Source organism: Sphingomonas oleivorans (assembly GCF_003050615.1).
Classification (GTDB): domain Bacteria; phylum Pseudomonadota; class Alphaproteobacteria; order Sphingomonadales; family Sphingomonadaceae; genus Sphingomonas_H; species Sphingomonas_H oleivorans.
Genome location: NZ_NWBU01000007.1, coordinates 148022 through 165027, shown reverse-complemented (window position 1 = coordinate 165027; position 17006 = coordinate 148022). Strand labels below are relative to the sequence as shown.

The following is a 17006-nucleotide window of genomic DNA, read 5'->3' as shown; positions in this document are numbered from 1 at the left end:
ATGGTTGTTTGCGTTTGCAATGCGATCCGGGAAAATGATGTGCGGGCGGCGGCCCGCAAGGGGCATGACAGCCCCTGTAGTGCCTATGCCTCGCTTGGCCGGCGCGCCCGTTGCGGCCAATGCGTGCCATTCGCACGGCAGATCATCGCCTCCGAACGTGCTACTGCGTAACTCTCTCAACCCGATTTTCCGGCGGAAAATCGCGGTTTTTTCGGTGTCAATGTAGGTTTCCGTCGGTTAGGCTTCTCGCCTGTCCAAGGTCGGAGGCCTGCCATGAAGGGTGACGAAAAGGTCATCGAATATCTCAACGTCGCTCTCAAGAATGAGCTGACGGCGATCAACCAATATTTCCTTCATTATCGCCTGCTCGACCATTGGGGGATCGAGCGTCTCGCCAAATTCGAATATGGCGAGTCGATCGACGAGATGAAGCATGCCGACGAGCTGTCGAAGCGCATCCTCTTCCTCGAGGGTCTGCCCAACTTCCAGCTTCTCGGCCGCCTCCGCATCGGCGAAACGGTGGAGGAGATCCTCCGCGCCGATCTCGAGTTGGAGAATGAGGCGCTGCCCCTGCTCCGCGAGGCGATCGCCCATTGCGAGCAGGTGCGTGACTATATCAGCCGCGACCTTCTGAAGCAGATCCTCGACAGCGAGGAGGAGCATGTCGACCATCTGGAGCGGCAGTTCGACATGATCGAACGGATGGGCATCCAGAATTATATCCAGCTCCAATCGAAGCCGGCCGACGAAGCGGAGTGATCCGGCCCGTGAACAGGCGGGCCAGGGAGCGCTATTTCGTTACGATGAAGGCGTGATCCTGGTCCGCCGGCCGGACCGTCCAGCCATGATGATCGGCCAGCGCCGCTATCTCGCCCGGTGCGATCGGATCGTCGGCCAGGATCAGGAGGCGCATTCCCTCCCCCGCCTCGCGCATCGCCCGCGCGAGGCGGAGCGCCGGCCAGGGGCAGCGCATCCCCCGTGCATCGATCACCCTGTCGGGCGTCACCGGTCGAACGGATTGCGGGGCGCCCTGACGGTCAGCCGCACGGGCACCGCGCCGAAGCCCAGGTCGCGGCGAATGCCGTTCACCAGATAGCGGCGATAGCTTTCGGGAAGCTGATCCACCCGCGTTCCGAACAGCACGAAGCTCGGCGGGCGCGTCCTCGCCTGCGTCAGATAGCGCAGCTTGATCCGCTTGCCCCCCGGCGCGGGCGGCGGATTCTGCTCGATCGCGCGTTCGAACCAGCGGTTGAGCTGGCCGGTCGAAACGCGGCGCGACCAGGCATCACGCGTCTGGAAGGCGACGTCGATCAGCTGATCGATGCCCCGCCCGGTGAAGGCCGAGACGGTCAGCAGCGGCAGGCCCTTCACCTGCGCCAGTCCCTCGTCGAGCGCGGCGCGGACGCCCTGGAACAGAGCCGGCGGATTATCCGCCACATCCCATTTGTTGAGCGCGATCACCAGCGCGCGCCCTTCCTGGAGCACCTGATCGGCGATGCGCAGATCCTGCGCCTCCAGCCCCCGGGTGGCATCGAGCAGCAGCACGACCACCTCGGCAAAGTCGATCGAATGGCGCGTATCGGCGGCCGAAAGCCGCTCCAGCTTATCCTCCACCTTCGCCTTGCGGCGCAGGCCCGCAGTGTCGATCAGGCGGACGGGACGGCCCTGCCATTCCCAGTCGATCGAGATCGAATCGCGGGTGATGCCGGCCTCGGGCCCGGTGATCATCCGCTCCTCGCCCAGCATGCGATTAACCAGCGTGGACTTGCCCGCATTGGGCCGCCCGACGATAGCGAGCTTCAGCGGACCGTCCTCCGCCGGCTCCTCCTCTTCCTGCTCCTCGCTCCCATCGTCCGGCCGGTCGATATGGGGCAGCAGCGCCTCGAACAGATCAGCCATGCCCTCGCCATGCTCGGCGGAGAAGGGAACGGGATCGCCGAAGCCGAGGCCGAACGCCTCCAGCACGCCGCTCTCGCCCGCCCGGCCCTCGGCCTTGTTGGCGAGCAGGATGACGGGCGTGTCGCCCGAACGCAGCCAGCGAGCGATCTCCTCGTCGAGCGGCGTCACGCCCGCCCGCGAATCGATCAGGAACAGGGCGACATCGGCCTGTATGACCGCGGCCTGCGTCTGGGCACGCATGCGGCCGGGCAGCGTCTCGGGATCGTCTTCCTCGAAGCCCGCCGTGTCGATCACGCGGAAATCGAGGCCGAGCAGGTTCGCATCGCCCTCGCGCCGATCGCGCGTGACGCCCGGACGGTCATCGACCAGCGCGAGCCGCTTGCCGACGAGCCGGTTGAAGAGGGTGGACTTGCCGACATTCGGACGGCCGACAATGGCGACGAGAGGGAGCTTGGCCATGGATTTTTCCTAGCGCTCTCGCGCCCAAATAAAAATGCCGATCCCGCCGAGACGAGAATCCGGCTCCGAGAGAAACGCGGACTCCCGCCCCGGCGGGACGGACGAAGGATGGAAAGGGTCGCGGCTCAGCGCCAGGCGGAAAGCCGCCCATCATTATCGAGCACGAACAGCGTGTTGTCCGCCACCACGGGCGGCAGATTGACCGACGCGCCGATGCGCGTGGCGGTGCCGATCTTGCCGTCCTCGAGCGCGACATTCTGGAGCACGCCTTCCGTGCTGGCGACGAGCAGGCGCGATCCGGCGATGATCGGCCCGGTCCAGCCGATCGCGCCGCTCCGCTTCTTCTCATTCTTCCAGCGCGGAAGCTGCGTGATCCAGCGCACCTTGCCGTTGACGCGGGCGATGCACAGCAGCTTGGCCTCGTCGGTGACGACGAACAGCCATTCGCCCGCCACCCAGGGGGTGGAGATGCCGGCGACGTTCAGCTCCCACAGGCGCTGGCCGGTGATCAGGTCCATCGCCACCATGCGGCCGCCCTGCCCCACGGCATAGACGCGGCCCTGATCGATGACGGGGCTGGCGTCGATGTCCGACAGGCTGGAGACGGAGGTGGAGATGCTCGTGCGGGAAAGCTGATCCTGCCAGACGGCGCGGCCATTTTCGTAGCGGAAAGCGGTGAGCTCGCCCGAAGAGAAGCCGGCGACGACCGTGCCCTGCGCCACCGCCGGTGCGGCGACACCGAACACGCCCGCCGTCTCCAGCGTCGCGGCCTCGTTCCACACCGTCTCGCCATTTTCCGGCTTGAGCGCGAAGATCTGATTGTCCTGGCTCAGCACATAGATATTGCCGCTGCCGATCGACGGCGCGCCCCGCAGCGGGCCGCCGGGGCGGACCTTCCAGAGCTGCTTGCCGGTCGCGGCCTCGAGCGCCACCGCATCGCCCAGGCCCGTCGTGGCATAGAGGCGGCCTTCCTCATAGCTCACGCCGCCGCCGAACAGCGACCCACGATTCTCCCGATCGTCGCTCAGCTTGGCCGACCAGAGGAGCGCTCCGCTCTTCACGTCGAAAGCACGGACGACCGCCTGGATATCGATCGCATAGACGCGGCCTTCCGCCACGACGGGCGAGGCAGCGAGGCGCGCCTTGGGCGTGCTGCCGGCGATCTTGGCGGTCCAGGCGCGGCCGAGCGCAGCGGCGAGCGAGGGATTGCCCATCGACTTGGCGGCATTGCCCCCGGGCTGCGTCCAGCCATTATTCACCTCGGGCGCCGGCACGGACACGGGCAGGTCGGCGAGGCTGGGATCGACCTCCGCACCTGTCTCCGCCGTAAGCACCGGCAGGCGCTCGCCGAGCACCGCCGTCTTGGGCTTATTCTCCCCGCCCCTGCCGCAGCCGGCGAGCGCCGTGACCGTCATCAGGCCGATAATGATGCGCTTCATTCGGATCATTCCTTGCTGGGCGAGGCCGGTTGCGCCGGCGCGGCCGAGGCGGGCACTGCGAGCAACGCGGCCATGCGCTGGGCGCGCTGGCGGATGGTTTCGGGCACCGTCTCATCCTTCTGCAGCGCCGCGAAGATCGGGGCGGCGGCCTGCGGACGGTTCATCTTGAGATGGGCCATGGCGGTCATCTCGCCGGCGCTGCCGAACCAGGGATTGCCGGCCACCGCGAGCGGCTTCAGCCGATCGATCACCGCGGCCGGGGGCAGCGTATCGAATTCCACGGCCGTGCCGCGGACGAGCGCCAGATCGCGAAATTCCTGCGGCAGGCTCGCATCGGCCGCCACCGCGCGATAGGCGGCTGCGGCGCCCTTCATATCGCCCTTCTCAACCGCGCTGGCGGCGAGCGTGAGCTTGGCCGCGGCGCGATAGCCGTCGCGCGGCGAATTGACGAGCGGGTCCAGCTTCGACCGGGCGGCGTTGGCCTTATTCTCGTTGAGGTCCGCGATCGCCTGGGTGAACTGCTCGCTGTCGAGCCCGGCCTTCTTCGCCCGATCCGCCTGCCACCACAGGAAGGCGGCGAGCGCGGCCAGGCCGATGACGATCAGCGCAACCAGGATACGGCCATAGCGTTGCCAGAAACCCTTCAACTGTTCCCGGCGCAGTTCCTCATCCACCTCACGGAAGAAGGCGTCTTCATTCTGGGGCGTCAGAGCCAAACCTAATCTCCAAGAACAGCCGCCCAAACCCCGGGCGCGCGCCCTTCTAGCGAGGAGCGCGGCTGAACGAAAGCTGTGCGGCGCAGGATCAGGGCCAGCCGGCCTGTCGGCGGGCGGTCACCTCTATCTCCACCTTCATCTCCGGCTTGACGAGACCGACGACAAGCGCGGTCGCCGCAGGGCGGATCTCGCCAAATGCATCGCCCAGCACGGGCCCGACCTCGTTCCAATAGGCCGCGTCGGAGAAATAATAAGTGGCGCGCACGACATGGGCGAGCGTGAAGCCAGCCTCGCCCAGCGCCTTCTCGATCGTCGCAAGCGCGTTGCGCGCCTGGTCCGCCGCCCGCTCCGGCATGGTCATGGTGGCATAATCATAGCCGGTCGTGCCGGAGACGAAACACCAGTCGCCATCGACGACCGCGCGGGAATAGCCGACACTCTTCTCAAAGGGCGATCCGCTCGAAATCAGTTTCCGTGTCATCGATTGGGCCACCCTCTTGCAACGCCGCTTCCCGCGCGCCGCCTTAGGCGCCTTCGCGGCGCGGCCGCAAGCGACCTGAACGACCGCACTCCGCCACGCAGGGACTCGAGGCATTCTATATATAGGAACGGATGCAGCCAGGCATGACGAAACCCCCGGCGCCGGATGTGCGGCGCCGGGGGTCTTTCCCGAGCGGGTCGGGAAGCCGTTTAGCGGAGCAGGCTCATCACGCCCTGCTGGCTCTGATTGGCCTGGGCGAGCATCGCCGTCGAAGCCTGGCTGAGGATCTGCGCCTTGGCGAGGTTGGTCGTCTCGGCGGAGAAGTCCGCATCCTCGATCCGCGAACGCGCGTCCGACAGGTTGGTGACGTTCGAGGTCAGGTTGTTGACCGTTGATTCGAGGCGGCTCTGCGCGGCGCCGAGCGAGGCGCGGGTCGTGGCGACCGCCTTCAGGGCGGTGTCGGTGTCGGTCAGCGCCGTGGCGGCGCCGGCAGCGGTGGAGATATCGGAACCGACCGCCGCACTGAGATCGAAGCCCTTGACGACGAGGGCCGTCTGATCACCCGAATTGGCGCCCGTCTGGATGTTGAGCGTCACGTCGGCCGTGCCGAACACGGTCACGCCGTTGAACTTGGTCTTGGTCGTGATGTCCGTGATCTGCGCGGTCAGCTCCGTGACTTCCGCCTGGAGGTTGGTGCGGTCGTCGGCGGAATAGGTGCCGCTGGCGCTCTGCACGGCCAGTTCGCGCACGCGCTGGAGCATGTTGGTCACTTCGCCCAGCGCGCCTTCGGCTGTCTGCGCCAGCGAGATGCCGTCATTGGCGTTACGGATCGCCTGGCTCATGCCGCGGATCGACGAGGTCATCGAGCTGGCGATGGCGAGGCCGGCGGCATCGTCCTTCGAGCTGTTGATGCGCTTGCCGGACGAAAGGCGCTCCATCGCGGTCGCAAGCTGGCTGTTGGCCATGCGCGAGGCATTCTGGGCACGAAGCGCGCTGGAATTGGTGTTGATGACGGTCATTCGTAAATCCTTTCCCGCTCAAGATTGGCGCCTCGAGGGAAATCGTCGGCAGCCACGATCCGGGTAACGACGCCCGCCGGAAGAGCTTAAATCGAAAGCTGAAATTTTTTGGCCGGGCCGGCCATCCGCGCGGAACGGAACGACGCGCAGGCACGGTCACGCGCACGCCCGCTTGCGGGGACGCGGGTCGCGCAGGCCATTAAGAGCTCCTTAGTTAATTGGCACGTAACGCTGTGCCAACGAACGGGCGGCAGGGGGCCGCCTTATCCGGGGGAGCGCTATGAGCGACATCGGCTTGAGCAATCTGGCGGCGGAAACCCATCCCGCGCTCGCGGCGTGGCTCGCCGGGACCGGCCTGCCGACCGCCCGAGTCGCCGCCGCCACGCCTGCCCCGCGCGATGCGATTCGCATCCTTCACATCACCGAACGATCCCATGCTCGGCATCGCGACATATTGGTCGATCTGGCCGAAGGCACCCCGGTCTTCACCGCCGCGGCCGACGGCCAGCCTGCGACCGTGCGATTCGGTTTCGAAGACATGGCGTTCGGCCATGCGCTCATCGCCGAGTTGGTCCGTCCCGCCGAGCGCCCTGCCTGTGGTGAACCCGAAAGCGCCGCCTTCCTGGCCATGGCCGCCCGGATCGCCGTCGCCGATGCCACCGCGCTGCTGCTGGGCGAAACCGGCACCGGCAAGGAAGGGCTCGCCCGCTTCATCCACGCCTCCTCGCCCCGCGCGGCGCGGCCCTTCGTCGCAGTCAATTGCGCGGCGCTGCCCGAAACGATGCTGGAGGCGATGCTGTTCGGCCATCAGAAGGGCAGCTTCACCGGCGCCGCCGGCGCGAGCGAAGGGCTGTTCCGCGCGGCGGACGGCGGCACGCTGCTGCTCGACGAGGTGGCCGAGCTGCCCCTCGCGCTCCAGGCCAAGCTGCTCCGCGCGCTGCAGGAGCGCGAGGTACTGCCCGTCGGCGCCACCAAGAGCATTTCCGTCGACGTGCGCGTGATCGCGGCAGCCAACCGCGATCTTGCCACCGAGGTAGCCCAAGGCCGCTTCCGCGCGGACCTTTACTGGCGGCTCAATGTCATGCCGCTCCAGCTCAAGCCGCTCGGCGCCCGCCGGCTCGACATCCGCGCGCTCGTCGCGACGCTGATGCTGCGCCATGCGCGGCCGGGCGAGGCCTTCCCCTGGCCGACCGCCGCTGCGCTCGACCGGCTGATGGCGCATGACTGGCCGGGCAATGTCCGCGAGCTCGAAAATGTGATCCAGCGTGCCATGCTGCTGCGCAGCGGCGAGCGTATCGAGGCGGAGGATCTGGCGATCGATGCCGCGCTCCTCCCCCGCCCTGCCGCCGAAACCGCAACCACGGCCCACGCGCCCATCCGCCTCGCCGAAGCCGCCCGCAGCTCCGAGGCGCGCGCGATCCAGGATGCGCTGACCGCGACCGGCGGGCATCGCGTCCGCGCCGCCGAGCGCCTCGGCATAAGCGAGCGGACGCTGCGCTATCGCCTCGCCTCGCTGCGTGCCGCGGCATGAGGAGCTGACCCATGAAGCCCATCGACACGAGCGGCCTGATGGCCATGCGCGCCGCGATCCTGCAGCAGAACAGCGCGCTTCAGAAGGCGGCCGCGCCGCCCGCGAAGCTGGATGGCGCCGCCGAAGCCAAGGGCACGGACTTCACCGGCGCGCTCAAGCAGGCGCTCGGCCAGGTCAATGAGCTCCAGGCCAAATCTGCCGCCGCGACGGAAAGCTTCGAGCGCGGCGAGACCACCGACATCGCCGCCGTGATGCTTGCCCGCGAACAATCGTCGGTCGGCTTCCAGGCCACCCTCCAGGTCCGCAACAAACTATTGTCCGCCTACAAGGACATTATGAGCATGCCGGTGTGACATGAGCGAATTGGCCCTCACCTCCGGCGGTTCGCCCCGCCTTCCCGCGCCGCTTGCCACCGGCGGGATCGGCACCGTGCTGGAACGCATCCGCACCTTCACGGCCCAGCCTGCCGTCGCCAAAAGCCTGCCGACGATCGCTATCGTGGCACTTCTCGGTCTCGCCGCGCTCGTCTGGATGGCGATGAGCCAGCCGCCGCAGCGCGACCTTTTCCGCGGCCTTTCCGACGCGGACAAGGCGGCGGTGGTCGAGACGCTGAAATCGGCCGGGATCGACTATGGCATCGATCGCGACAGCGGCGCGCTCACCGTCTCCGAGAGCGATTTCCATCAGGCGCGGATGATGCTGGCGCAGGCCGGCCTGCCCAAGAGCGCGCCGGACGGCGATGCGATGATTTCCTCGCTGCCCATGGGCGCCAGCCGCGCCGTGGAGAATGAGCGGCTGCGCGGCGCACGCGAGCTGGATCTCGCCCGCACGATCGAGGCGATCGACGCGATCGAGAGCGCCAAGGTGCATCTCGCGGTCGAGCAGCCGAGCGTGTTCCTGCGCGAACGGTCCAAGGCGGCGGCCTCGGTGATGGTGCGCATGCATGCCGGCCGCACGCTCAGCGAGGGCCAGGTCCAGGCGATCGTCAATCTCGTCGCCTCTTCGGTGCCGGGCCTGTCGCCCGACGGCGTGTCGGTGGTCGACCAGGCCGGCCGGCTGCTGTCGCGCACGGGCGAGGCCGACGCCGGCGCCCCGGACAAGCAGGTGGAGATCCAGCAGCGGATCGAGGCGCGCTATCTGGAAGCGCTTACCAAGCTGCTCAGCCCGATCGTCGGCGAAGGCAATTTCACCGCCGAGGTGCATGCCGATCTCGATTTCGCCGAGGTGCAGGCGACGCGCGAGACCTATCCCAAGGATACCGCCGTGATCCGCGAGGAACAGGGCGGCTGGACCAATGATGCGGGCGCCAAGGAAGCGGGCGGCATTCCGGGCGCAATCGCCAATCAGGCGCCCGAGGCCGCGCAGGTGACCGCCGCCCCCGGCCAGACGCTCACTCCGCCCGTCCCCGGCGCGACCGCCGCGGCCGGCACCACCCGCACGTCCGAAAATTATAATCGCAGCTTCCAGCTCGGCCGCGAAGTTTCCATCACGCGCAATCCGGTGGGCACGGTCAGGCGCCTGTCGGTTGCGGTCGCGCTCAAGCAGGGCGCCAAGCCGCGGAGCGTCGCGGAGCTCGCCGCGCTCGAAAATCTGGTCAAGGGCGCGGTCGGTTTCGATCAGGCGCGCGGCGACCAGATCGCGCTCACCTCCCGCACCTTCGCGCCCGTCGAGGCGGCGGAAGCCCCGAAATGGTGGGATGCGCCCTGGGTTGCGACCGCCGCACGCAACGGATCGGCGCTGCTGATCGCGGCGCTGCTCATCTTCGGCCTCGCCCGGCCGATGCTCCGGCGCCGCGCTTTGGCCGCCGAGGCCGCCGCGGCGGAAGCTGCGGCCATGCAGACGCCCAAATCGGTGATCGGCAATGAGATCGGCGCCGCCATCGCCAGCGAGGCGCTGGCCGATCCGGATCGGCCGGTGACGCTCGACATGATCGAGGCGGCGCCGGGCTATGCGGATCGCGCAGCACTCATCCGCAATTTCGTCCGCCAGGATCCGGCGCGCGCAGCACTCGTCGTGCGCGACCTGATCCGCAGCGACATGCCCCGCGGAGAAGAGCAGAATGGCTGATCCGGCGCTTCTTCCCAACCTGCCCGTTCCCGGCGGCAGCGAGGCCGCCGCGATCCTGCTGATGCTGCTCGAGGAAGCTGAGGCTGCCGAGGTGCTGAGCCGGCTGGAGCCTGAGGAGGTGCAGCATCTGGGTGGCGCGATGTTCGGCGTGGCCGATGTTTCGGAGCCGCAGGTGAATGGCGTGCTCGACCTGTTCGTCGAACGCGCCCGCGCCCGCACCACGCTCGGCTTCGACGCCAATCGCCAGATCCGCGGCATGATGGAGCGCGCGCTTGGGCCCGACCGGGCGGACGACATGCTCTCCCGCATCGCGCCACCGACACGGACCGGCACGCTCGAAGCGCTGAAATGGATGGATGCGCGCACCATCGCCAGCCTCGTCGAGCAGGAACATCCACAAATTGCTGCGCTGCTGCTCACCCATCTCGAGCCGCCGGTCGCGGCGGACGTGCTCCAGTTGCTGGACGAGGCGATGCAGGCCGACGTGGTCTATCGCATCGCCACGCTCGGCCCCGTCACGCCGCAGGCGCTGGACGATCTCGAAAAGCTGCTGATGCGCCCCGTCCCCCGCGCCCGGATCGGCAATATGACGAAGCGCGGCGGCACCAGCGAGGCGGCGCAGATCGTCAATAATTCGCGCAAGAGCGCGGAAGAGCGGATCATCAAGGCGCTCGCCAAGCTCGACAAGAATCTCGCCCGCACGATCGAGGAGGAGATGTTCGTCTTCGAAAATCTCCTGTCGCTCGACGACAAGGCGATGGGCACGCTGCTCCGCGCGATCGAGAGCAACATACTGGTGGTCGCGCTCAAGGGCGCGGACGAGCGGATGAGGACCAAGATGTTCGGCTGCATGTCCAGCCGCGCCGCCCAGTCGATCCAGGACGAGATCGCCGAACGCGGGCCGACGCGCCTGGCCGAGGTGCAGGAAGCGCAGAAGGAAGTGCTCGCCGTCGCCCGCCGCCTTGCCAGCGAAGGCGCGATCATTCTCGGCGGCAAGGGAGAGGATTATGTCTGAATTCTGGTCGCCCGACGCGATCGGCGCCGCCGTGCGCGTACCCGTCTGGACGCAGCCCGAAGGCCGGAGCTTCGCTGCGCCGAAGCCGATCGCCAATCGCTTCACCCCATGGCAATCCGAACCGGCGGAGCCCGCCGCCCCGATCGACGAGGATGCGGGCGAGCCCCCGATCGAGATCGTCGATCCGGACCGCATCCGTGCCGAAGCTTTCGCCGAGGGCTTTGACGAGGGGCGCCGCACGGTGGAGATGGAGGTTGCCGCGGAGCGTGACGCCGTCCGCCGGCTGGTGGAAAGGCTGGAAACGCTGAAGCCCGAGGCGCCGCACGCGCTCGCGGCACTGCTGTCCGAATCGGTGAAGCGCCTGGTGCGCCAGATCGTCGGCGAAGTCTCGATCGATCCCGATCTGTTGCTCGATCGCGCCCGGGCCGCAGCCGAATTCATCACCGACGATGCGGCACCCCGGCGGATGCGGCTTCACCCCGCCGACCATGCCCGGCTGCAGGGCGCGCGCATCGATATCGAGCTCGTCGCCGATCCCGGGCTGGCGGAAGGCACGGTGCTGCTCGAAACCGATACGGGCTGGATCGAGGATGGGCCCGAGGTGCGGCTGGAAAGGCTGCGCGCCGCGCTCGATCGCGCGGGCGTGCGGTAAACCCCTTCTTTACCAACCCGCCGCCATGCTGCTCCCCTGTCAGTCACCCGGCCCGGAGCGATCGCATCCATGACCAGCCTTGCCGCCCGCGCCGCGACCATGCTCGATCAGGTCGATATTTCCGGCATGGGCCCGCGCCGCATCGGCCGGCTCGCCGCCTTTGACGGGCTCATGCTCGAAGCGACCGGCTTCCAGCAGCCGATCGGCGCCAATGCGCGCGTGATCGATGCGGACGGCCATGCAGCACTTGCCGAGGTCGTCGGCTTCCGGGGCGATCGCACGCTGCTGATGGCGCTCGATGCCGATGCGCCGCACAGTTGCGGCGCACGCGTCGAGCCGGATCGGCGGGGCACGAAGGTCGATGTCGGCGAAGGGCTGCTCGGCCGCGTCGTCGACGCGCTCGGCAACCCACTAGACGGGCTGGGGCCGATCGCCACCAAGTCGCGCTGGCCGCTCGCGGGAAGGCGCGGCAACCCGCTCGATCGCGCGCGCGTCGTCGAGCCGTTCGACCTGGGCGTGCGCGCGGTCAATGCGCTGCTTACCGCCGGCGTGGGACAGCGTATCGCGATCATGGCGGGATCGGGCGTCGGCAAATCCGTGCTGATGGGGCAAATGATCGCGGGCGCGGACGCGGATGTGATCGTCGTCGGCCTGATCGGCGAGCGTAGCCGCGAGGTGAGCGATTTCCTGGCCACCAAGCTTTCGGGCGAGGTCAGGGGCAAGAGCGTGGTCGTAGCGGTCCCGGCCGATCATCCGCCGCTGCTGCGCCTGCGCGCCGCGATGCGGGCCACCGCCATCGCCGAACATTTCCGCGCCCAGGGCAAGCGCGTGCTGCTGCTGATCGACAGCCTCACCCGCGTTGCCCATGCGCAGCGCGAGATCGGCCTTTCGCTGGGCGAGCCGCCGACGATGAAAGGCTATCCGCCCTCCGCGCTCGGCCTGATCCCGCGTCTTGTCGAGCGTGCCGGCGCCGATGCGCGTTCGGGCGGATCGATCACCGCGCTCTACACGGTGCTCGCCGACGGCGACGATACCGACGATCCGATCGTGGATACCGCCCGCGCCATCGTCGACGGGCATATCGTGCTCAGCCGCGCGCTCGCCGAGCAAGGCGTCTTCCCCGCGATCGACGTGGGCAAGTCGCTGTCGCGCGTGATGGCGGACATTGTCGGCGCGGACCATGCCGCCGCCGCGCGCACGCTGCGCCGGCTTTGGTCGGCCTATGAGGAAAATCGCGACCTGATCCTGATGGGCGCCTATCGCGAGGGCAGCGATCCGATGATCGACGCGGCGATCGCGCATCATCCGCTGATCCTCGATTTCCTGCGCCAGGGGCAGAAGGAACGGATCGACATGAATGTCGCCATCGCCACGCTGATCGGGAGCTTCGGGGCATGAAGGCGCTCGCCGACCGCCGCGCGCGCGTCGTCCGCGTCCGCCGCGTCCAGCATCTCCAGGCCGCAAGCGAGGCCGCCAACGCCCAGGGGCGCCTCGACCAGCTCGAGGACAATGCCGCGCGGCTGACGGCGCTGCGCTCCAGCCTTTCGGTTGCTCCGGGCATGTCGAGCGGCGCCGCGCTCGCCAATGCGGTCGAGCTCGCGCAGCGGCTCGATATGGCGCGCGAGGGACTGGCCAGCGCGATCAGCAACGCCCGCACCGTCGCCGCCGATCGCGCCGCCGACCGGCTCGACGCGCGCCGCCGGCAGGAAAGCGCCGAGAAGCTGGAGATGCGCGCCGTGGCGGAAATGCAGCGCATGATCGAATTGCGCATGTCCAGCTTCGCCCGCCTTCGCCCGGCGCGGCCTGGAGAGGAGGATGAGGCATGATCGGTGGCAGCTTACCGCTTCCCTCCGTCCCGACTATGCTACCGGGTGGCGACACGCCCGCGCCCGTCCCTACAGACGATCAGGCGAATATCTTCGCTGCGCTGCTCCAGTCATTGCAGCCTGAAGGACAGGCCTCCCGGGCGGAGAGTGTTACCGCGTTGCCCGATATAGGCGGGGATGAGAAGGACTTGGCCGAAACGGCGGCGCCCGAGGTCCTAGAGACGCCCGTTTCGCCGGATCCTAACCAGCTACCACTGTCCATCGCCGCGGCACCCCTCCTCGTCGCGGCTGTCGCGCCCCTGCCCGCGACAGAGGCGCGGGAGATTCCGATCGACAACGCTCCGGCCGGAAAGACCATCGAGCCCCTCGCGGCGCTTCCCGGCCGGACCTCTCGCCCGGAACCGGCCCCTACCCTGCTCACGGACATGCCGGCGATCGAACGGCAGGCGCCCGCGCCATCGCCCGAAACCATTCCGCCAATTGCCGAGAATATCGGGAATATAACGCCACCCATTAGCCATGCTGCGCAAAGGGCGAGCATTCCGGCGCCAGCTCCGTCAGCCGCGCCCGCCGCGTTCGCCTCGGCACCCGATATGGCACAAGCGGCCGCCACGGATCCCCAGCCCGGCCCGGACCACTCTATGCAGCGCCCGGCGGATGCCACCGCCTCGGCTGACGCGCAAAGGACCATGCGCGACACATTGTCGCCCGACATCGCCACGACAATTGGGAAAATGTTACCGGAACCGGCCGTTCCGAATGGTGGTGAATTGCAGCTGCCTGCTCGCGACCGGACCAGTGCTGCTGCACCATCGCCCATAGCAGCCATGGAGATCTCGCCTCGCGCGCAGCAGGCCGAGGCACCGGGCGAAAGGAAGCCGGTCCCACTCCCGCCAGCTCCCGCATCGGCCGCTCCGAGGGAAAGCGGGCTCCCGGTCAGCCGACCGACATCTCCCATCCAGACGGCATCGCCGCCCGCACCGGCCTATCCAATCCTCGCGGCATTGATGGAGTCCACGCCGGCTGCACAGACGCCGTCGCCGGACATGGCGATGCCGCGCGCGCGCATCGGCGCTCCGATGCGCGACACCGCCCCGCTGCCTGCCACCCAGCCCGATCCGACGACGCCCGATCTGATCACAGTCGCTCCGGACACCCCGGCCGCCATTCCGCCCCAGCCCATCCCCGCTGCGCCGATGTCCCCAATCATATCCGACACACCAAATAGGTCCGACACAGGCCTCACGACGGATCCGCGTCCGGCGCCCGCCGATCTCGTGCTGCAAAGCCAGCTCGACCTCGCCCATGACGGCGCCTGGCTGGACGGGCTTGCCCGCGACATCGTCCATGCCGCTGCGCGGGAGACGGAGCTGCGTTTCCATCTCAATCCCGAGCATCTCGGCACGCTCAAGATCGAGCTGCAAAATGGGGCGGACGGCACGGCGGTGCGGCTGACCGCCGATACGGAGGCCGCGCGCCAGATATTGGCCGATGCCCAGCCGCGCCTGATCGCCGAGGCGCGCGCGCAGGGCGTGCGGATCAGCGAGGCGCATGTCGATCTCGGCCAGCAACAGCCCGGCGGCCAACAGCCACAATTTGGCGGGCAGCATCCGCAGCAGCAGCATCGTACCCGCGAGGATTGGCAACCTTTTAACCATATCCGGCGACAAGCAGCCGAAGCGGTGAGCGAATCGAGCAGCGACACCGCCGAACGCTACGCATGACCGAGGACCAGCGATGAGTGACGCGACCGCCGCCCCCGCACCGAAGAAGGGCGGCAAGTTCAAAACGATCATAATCTATGGCGTGGGCGCGCTCGTGCTGCTGGGCGGCGGCGTCGGCGGCGGCATCTATGCGGCCGGATCGGGTCTTGTCGGCAGCAAGGCCAAGCATGAGGAGTCGAACAAACCCAGGCTCGTCATGAAGGGCGAGGAAGGCCATGAAGTGCCGAAGATCGAGGAGTCCTCGGCTCCCGATCCTTCGCGCTTCCGCGCAACCTATTATCCGATGGAACAGAGCTTCACCTCGAACCTGCGCGATTCGGACGGCTTCGTGCAGATCGGGCTCGGCGTCTCGACCTATTATGACGAGCGGGTGATCGAAAATCTCAAGCGCAACGACATGCCCGTCCGCTCCGCGGTGCTGATGACGCTGGCCGATCAGGATTCTGAAAGCATCACCACCAACCAGGGCAAGAAGGCGCTGCAGGCCGCACTCAAAAAGTCGATCAACGACGTGCTCAAGGCCAAGGAAGGCTTTGGCGGGATCGAGGACGTCTATTTCACGAGCTTCATCATCCAATGACCGGCATTTCCCCGGCCCTCGACGAAACGGAAACCGCCATCCTGAGGGATGAACTGGCCGATGCCGCGCCCGGCGCGCCCTTTTCGCGGGACGTGCGCAAATTCGCCCTGGGCCGGGAAAGCGTCCACCCGACGGCGCGGCTGTCCGGGCTCCGGCGGATGGGTGATCGGCTGGCGCGCGGGCTTCGCTCGGTGATCGAGCCCTTGGCAAATGCCCGGACGCAGGTCACGGCGCTTGCGCCGGAGACGCAGCGTTTCGACCAATGGATGCACGCGCAGCCCGATTTCACCTCGCTCAGCCTCTATCGCCTCCGCCCCCTGAAGGGCGGCATGTTGATCGCGCTGGAGCCGAACTTCATCGCGGCATTGGTCGACAGCTTCTATGGCGGCAGCGGCATCGTCGCGGCCAAGACGGTGCGCGAGTTCACGCCCAGCGAGGAACGGCTGCTGAGCCGGTTGACCGATGCGATCGTCGCAGCACTCGTCGAAGCCTGGGCGGAGGTGACGCCGCTCGCGCCCCAGCTCGTCTCGCGCGAGACGAATCCAGCCCATGCGGCGCTCGTCCGGCCCGACGAGGCCGTGGCGGTGCAGAAATTCACTGTGCAGCCGGGCGTGATCGGGCCCAGCAGCGTCGCCATCCTCTATCCACTGGCGACGCTCCGCCCGATCGAGGAGGAACTGGCCGCCAAGACGGATGAGGATGCCACGCCCGGAAAAGACGCATGGCGCGCGCGCCTCGCCACCGCACTGGAACAGGTGCGCCTGCCCGTGCGCAGCGTGCTGGCACGGCCCGAAATCTCCGTCTCGCAACTGCTCGCACTCAAGCCCGGCGATGTGATCCCGATCACGCTTTTTCCCCGCGCGCCGCTGATCGCCGGCACGAAGCGGCTTGCCGAAGGCGTGATCGGCGAGCAGGAGGGGCGCGCCGCGCTCATGATCGAGAGGATGGGCGACAAGATGAGCGACAAGAGCCGGAGGGGAGAGGCGTGATGAGCGACATGACCGGAAATCCGTTCGGTTCGCCCGATGGCGCGCTGGCCGAGCGCAACTACCGGCTGCTCGCCGATATTCCGCTCCGCCTGTCGGTCGAAGTGGGCAGCACCTCGCTCAAGCTCGCCGAGCTCATGGATCTGGCCGAGGGCAGCGTGGTCGAGCTCGACCGCCAGGCCAATGAGCTGCTCGACATATTGGTCAACGGCACGCTCGTCGCGCGCGGCGAGGTGGTGACGGTGAACGGACGGTTCGGCATAAGGGTGGTCGAGGTGGTCGCTGCCGATGCGCGGCTTACGGGGATCGAACGCCGGGCATGATGCTGGATTATCTGTTGCGATTGCTGCTGCTCGTGCCGCTGGTGGGCGGGCTGGCATTCGGCACATTATGGCTGCTTCGTAAGCTTCAGCCGGGCCTGTCGGGCTTCGGCCAGCGCGAACGCGCGGTCAGGCTGGTCGATGCGATTCCCGTCGGCGCGACGGGGCGGCTGGCTGTGGTCGAATTCGCCGACAAGCGCCTGCTGGTCGCGATCTCCCGCGGCCGCATCGAGAAGCTGGCCGAGGCGCCCGCCCCCAAATTCTCCCTGCCCGATGCCGACGCATAAGGCGG

The 17006-nt window shown here is 67.8% G+C and carries 20 protein-coding genes; 14 read left to right on the top strand and 6 right to left on the bottom strand.

Annotation, left to right across the window (positions count from 1 at the left end):
* Together CLG96_RS09035 and bfr are read left to right on the top strand one after the other, a co-directional pair.
* A complete protein-coding gene (locus tag CLG96_RS09035) occupies nt 1-171 on the top strand; it encodes a (2Fe-2S)-binding protein (RefSeq protein ID WP_107967681.1) in 171 nt (56 codons plus the stop codon).
* Between the two features lie 102 nt (nt 172-273).
* Nucleotides 274-759: a bacterioferritin gene (gene bfr, locus CLG96_RS09030; RefSeq protein WP_107967550.1), complete on the top strand. Its 486-nt coding sequence runs from the start codon at nt 274-276 to the stop codon at nt 757-759.
* A gap of 31 nt (nt 760-790) precedes the next feature.
* Here bfr and CLG96_RS09025 read toward each other — a convergent pair whose 3' ends face one another.
* From CLG96_RS09025 to CLG96_RS09000, 6 genes are all read right to left on the bottom strand, one after another.
* Nucleotides 791-1006, bottom strand: coding sequence for a sulfurtransferase TusA family protein (locus tag CLG96_RS09025; protein WP_279330599.1), 216 nt, complete (start codon nt 1004-1006; stop codon nt 791-793).
* On the bottom strand, nt 1003-2358 hold the full coding sequence (der, locus tag CLG96_RS09020) for a ribosome biogenesis GTPase Der (protein ID WP_107967549.1): 1356 nt from the start codon (nt 2356-2358) through the stop codon (nt 1003-1005). The genes CLG96_RS09025 and der overlap by 4 nt, the downstream gene beginning before the upstream one ends.
* Nucleotides 2359-2483: 125 nt before the next feature.
* On the bottom strand, nt 2484-3797 hold the full coding sequence (locus CLG96_RS09015) for a PQQ-like beta-propeller repeat protein (RefSeq protein WP_107967548.1): 1314 nt from the start codon (nt 3795-3797) through the stop codon (nt 2484-2486).
* Between the two features lie 5 nt (nt 3798-3802).
* Nucleotides 3803-4513, bottom strand: coding sequence for a tetratricopeptide repeat protein (locus CLG96_RS09010; protein ID WP_107967547.1), 711 nt, complete (start codon nt 4511-4513; stop codon nt 3803-3805).
* Between the two features lie 88 nt (nt 4514-4601).
* The gene (locus CLG96_RS09005; protein WP_107967546.1) at nt 4602-4994 is read right to left on the bottom strand and encodes a RidA family protein; all 393 of its coding nucleotides are present in this window, start codon (nt 4992-4994) and stop codon (nt 4602-4604) included.
* A gap of 209 nt (nt 4995-5203) precedes the next feature.
* Nucleotides 5204-6013: a flagellin N-terminal helical domain-containing protein gene (locus CLG96_RS09000; protein ID WP_107967545.1), complete on the bottom strand. Its 810-nt coding sequence runs from the start codon at nt 6011-6013 to the stop codon at nt 5204-5206.
* A gap of 280 nt (nt 6014-6293) precedes the next feature.
* Here CLG96_RS09000 and CLG96_RS08995 point away from each other — a divergent pair, with 280 nt between their 5' ends.
* The 12 genes from CLG96_RS08995 (at nt 6294) to CLG96_RS08940 (ending at nt 17001) form a co-directional block, all read left to right on the top strand.
* Entirely contained in the window at nt 6294-7544 is a 1251-nt protein-coding gene (locus tag CLG96_RS08995; RefSeq protein ID WP_107967544.1) for a sigma-54 interaction domain-containing protein, read from the top strand.
* An 11-nt stretch (nt 7545-7555) separates the two neighbouring features.
* Nucleotides 7556-7897, top strand: a complete 342-nt coding sequence (gene fliE / locus CLG96_RS08990) for a flagellar hook-basal body complex protein FliE (protein WP_107967543.1) — start codon at nt 7556-7558, stop codon at nt 7895-7897.
* Nucleotide 7898: 1 nt separating this feature from the next.
* Nucleotides 7899-9611: a flagellar basal-body MS-ring/collar protein FliF gene (fliF, locus tag CLG96_RS08985; protein ID WP_107967542.1), complete on the top strand. Its 1713-nt coding sequence runs from the start codon at nt 7899-7901 to the stop codon at nt 9609-9611.
* The gene (gene fliG / locus CLG96_RS08980) at nt 9604-10626 is read left to right on the top strand and encodes a flagellar motor switch protein FliG (protein ID WP_107967541.1); all 1023 of its coding nucleotides are present in this window, start codon (nt 9604-9606) and stop codon (nt 10624-10626) included. The genes fliF and fliG overlap by 8 nt, the downstream gene beginning before the upstream one ends.
* A complete protein-coding gene (locus CLG96_RS08975) occupies nt 10619-11278 on the top strand; it encodes a FliH/SctL family protein (protein ID WP_107967540.1) in 660 nt (219 codons plus the stop codon). The genes fliG and CLG96_RS08975 overlap by 8 nt, the downstream gene beginning before the upstream one ends.
* A 69-nt stretch (nt 11279-11347) precedes the next feature.
* Nucleotides 11348-12676, top strand: coding sequence for a FliI/YscN family ATPase (locus tag CLG96_RS08970; RefSeq protein WP_423828195.1), 1329 nt, complete (start codon nt 11348-11350; stop codon nt 12674-12676).
* Nucleotides 12673-13104, top strand: a complete 432-nt coding sequence (locus tag CLG96_RS08965; RefSeq protein WP_107967539.1) for a flagellar FliJ family protein — start codon at nt 12673-12675, stop codon at nt 13102-13104. The genes CLG96_RS08970 and CLG96_RS08965 overlap by 4 nt, the downstream gene beginning before the upstream one ends.
* Before the next feature lie 1007 nt (nt 13105-14111).
* Nucleotides 14112-14828 carry a flagellar hook-length control protein FliK gene (locus CLG96_RS18740; protein ID WP_165799608.1) on the top strand — a complete coding sequence of 239 codons (717 nt, stop codon included), beginning with the start codon at nt 14112-14114 and terminating at the stop codon, nt 14826-14828.
* A 13-nt stretch (nt 14829-14841) separates the two neighbouring features.
* Nucleotides 14842-15408, top strand: coding sequence for a flagellar basal body-associated FliL family protein (locus CLG96_RS08955; RefSeq protein ID WP_107967537.1), 567 nt, complete (start codon nt 14842-14844; stop codon nt 15406-15408).
* Nucleotides 15405-16397 (top strand): flagellar motor switch protein FliM, encoded by a 993-nt coding sequence (locus CLG96_RS08950; protein ID WP_107967536.1) that lies wholly within the window; start codon nt 15405-15407, stop codon nt 16395-16397. Before CLG96_RS08955 ends, CLG96_RS08950 begins: the two co-directional genes overlap by 4 nt.
* Complete coding sequence (gene fliN, locus CLG96_RS08945) at nt 16397-16717, top strand: flagellar motor switch protein FliN (protein ID WP_107967535.1); 321 nt, start codon at nt 16397-16399, stop codon at nt 16715-16717. The genes CLG96_RS08950 and fliN overlap by 1 nt, the downstream gene beginning before the upstream one ends.
* A complete protein-coding gene (locus CLG96_RS08940) occupies nt 16714-17001 on the top strand; it encodes a flagellar biosynthetic protein FliO (protein ID WP_107967534.1) in 288 nt (95 codons plus the stop codon). The genes fliN and CLG96_RS08940 overlap by 4 nt, the downstream gene beginning before the upstream one ends.
* Nucleotides 17002-17006 lie beyond the last annotated feature (5 nt).

Excerpts from the sequence above, each read along its gene's own strand:
- CLG96_RS09035 (WP_107967681.1), top strand. The coding sequence starts at position 1 with ATGGTTGTTTGCGTTTGCAATGCGATCCGGGAAAATGATGTGCGGGCG.
- bfr (WP_107967550.1), top strand. The coding sequence starts at position 274 with ATGAAGGGTGACGAAAAGGTCATCGAATATCTCAACGTCGCTCTCAAG.
- der (WP_107967549.1), bottom strand. The coding sequence starts at position 2,358 with ATGGCCAAGCTCCCTCTCGTCGCCATTGTCGGCCGTCCGAATGTCGGC.
- CLG96_RS09015 (WP_107967548.1), bottom strand. The coding sequence starts at position 3,797 with ATGAAGCGCATCATTATCGGCCTGATGACGGTCACGGCGCTCGCCGGC.
- CLG96_RS09005 (WP_107967546.1), bottom strand. The coding sequence starts at position 4,994 with ATGACACGGAAACTGATTTCGAGCGGATCGCCCTTTGAGAAGAGTGTC.
- CLG96_RS09000 (WP_107967545.1), bottom strand. The coding sequence starts at position 6,013 with ATGACCGTCATCAACACCAATTCCAGCGCGCTTCGTGCCCAGAATGCC.
- CLG96_RS08995 (WP_107967544.1), top strand. The coding sequence starts at position 6,294 with ATGAGCGACATCGGCTTGAGCAATCTGGCGGCGGAAACCCATCCCGCG.
- fliE (WP_107967543.1), top strand. The coding sequence starts at position 7,556 with ATGAAGCCCATCGACACGAGCGGCCTGATGGCCATGCGCGCCGCGATC.
- fliF (WP_107967542.1), top strand. The coding sequence starts at position 7,899 with ATGAGCGAATTGGCCCTCACCTCCGGCGGTTCGCCCCGCCTTCCCGCG.
- fliG (WP_107967541.1), top strand. The coding sequence starts at position 9,604 with ATGGCTGATCCGGCGCTTCTTCCCAACCTGCCCGTTCCCGGCGGCAGC.
- CLG96_RS08975 (WP_107967540.1), top strand. The coding sequence starts at position 10,619 with ATGTCTGAATTCTGGTCGCCCGACGCGATCGGCGCCGCCGTGCGCGTA.
- CLG96_RS08970 (WP_423828195.1), top strand. The coding sequence starts at position 11,348 with ATGACCAGCCTTGCCGCCCGCGCCGCGACCATGCTCGATCAGGTCGAT.
- CLG96_RS08965 (WP_107967539.1), top strand. The coding sequence starts at position 12,673 with ATGAAGGCGCTCGCCGACCGCCGCGCGCGCGTCGTCCGCGTCCGCCGC.
- CLG96_RS18740 (WP_165799608.1), top strand. The coding sequence starts at position 14,112 with ATGGAGTCCACGCCGGCTGCACAGACGCCGTCGCCGGACATGGCGATG.
- CLG96_RS08955 (WP_107967537.1), top strand. The coding sequence starts at position 14,842 with ATGAGTGACGCGACCGCCGCCCCCGCACCGAAGAAGGGCGGCAAGTTC.
- CLG96_RS08950 (WP_107967536.1), top strand. The coding sequence starts at position 15,405 with ATGACCGGCATTTCCCCGGCCCTCGACGAAACGGAAACCGCCATCCTG.
- fliN (WP_107967535.1), top strand. The coding sequence starts at position 16,397 with ATGAGCGACATGACCGGAAATCCGTTCGGTTCGCCCGATGGCGCGCTG.
- CLG96_RS08940 (WP_107967534.1), top strand. The coding sequence starts at position 16,714 with ATGATGCTGGATTATCTGTTGCGATTGCTGCTGCTCGTGCCGCTGGTG.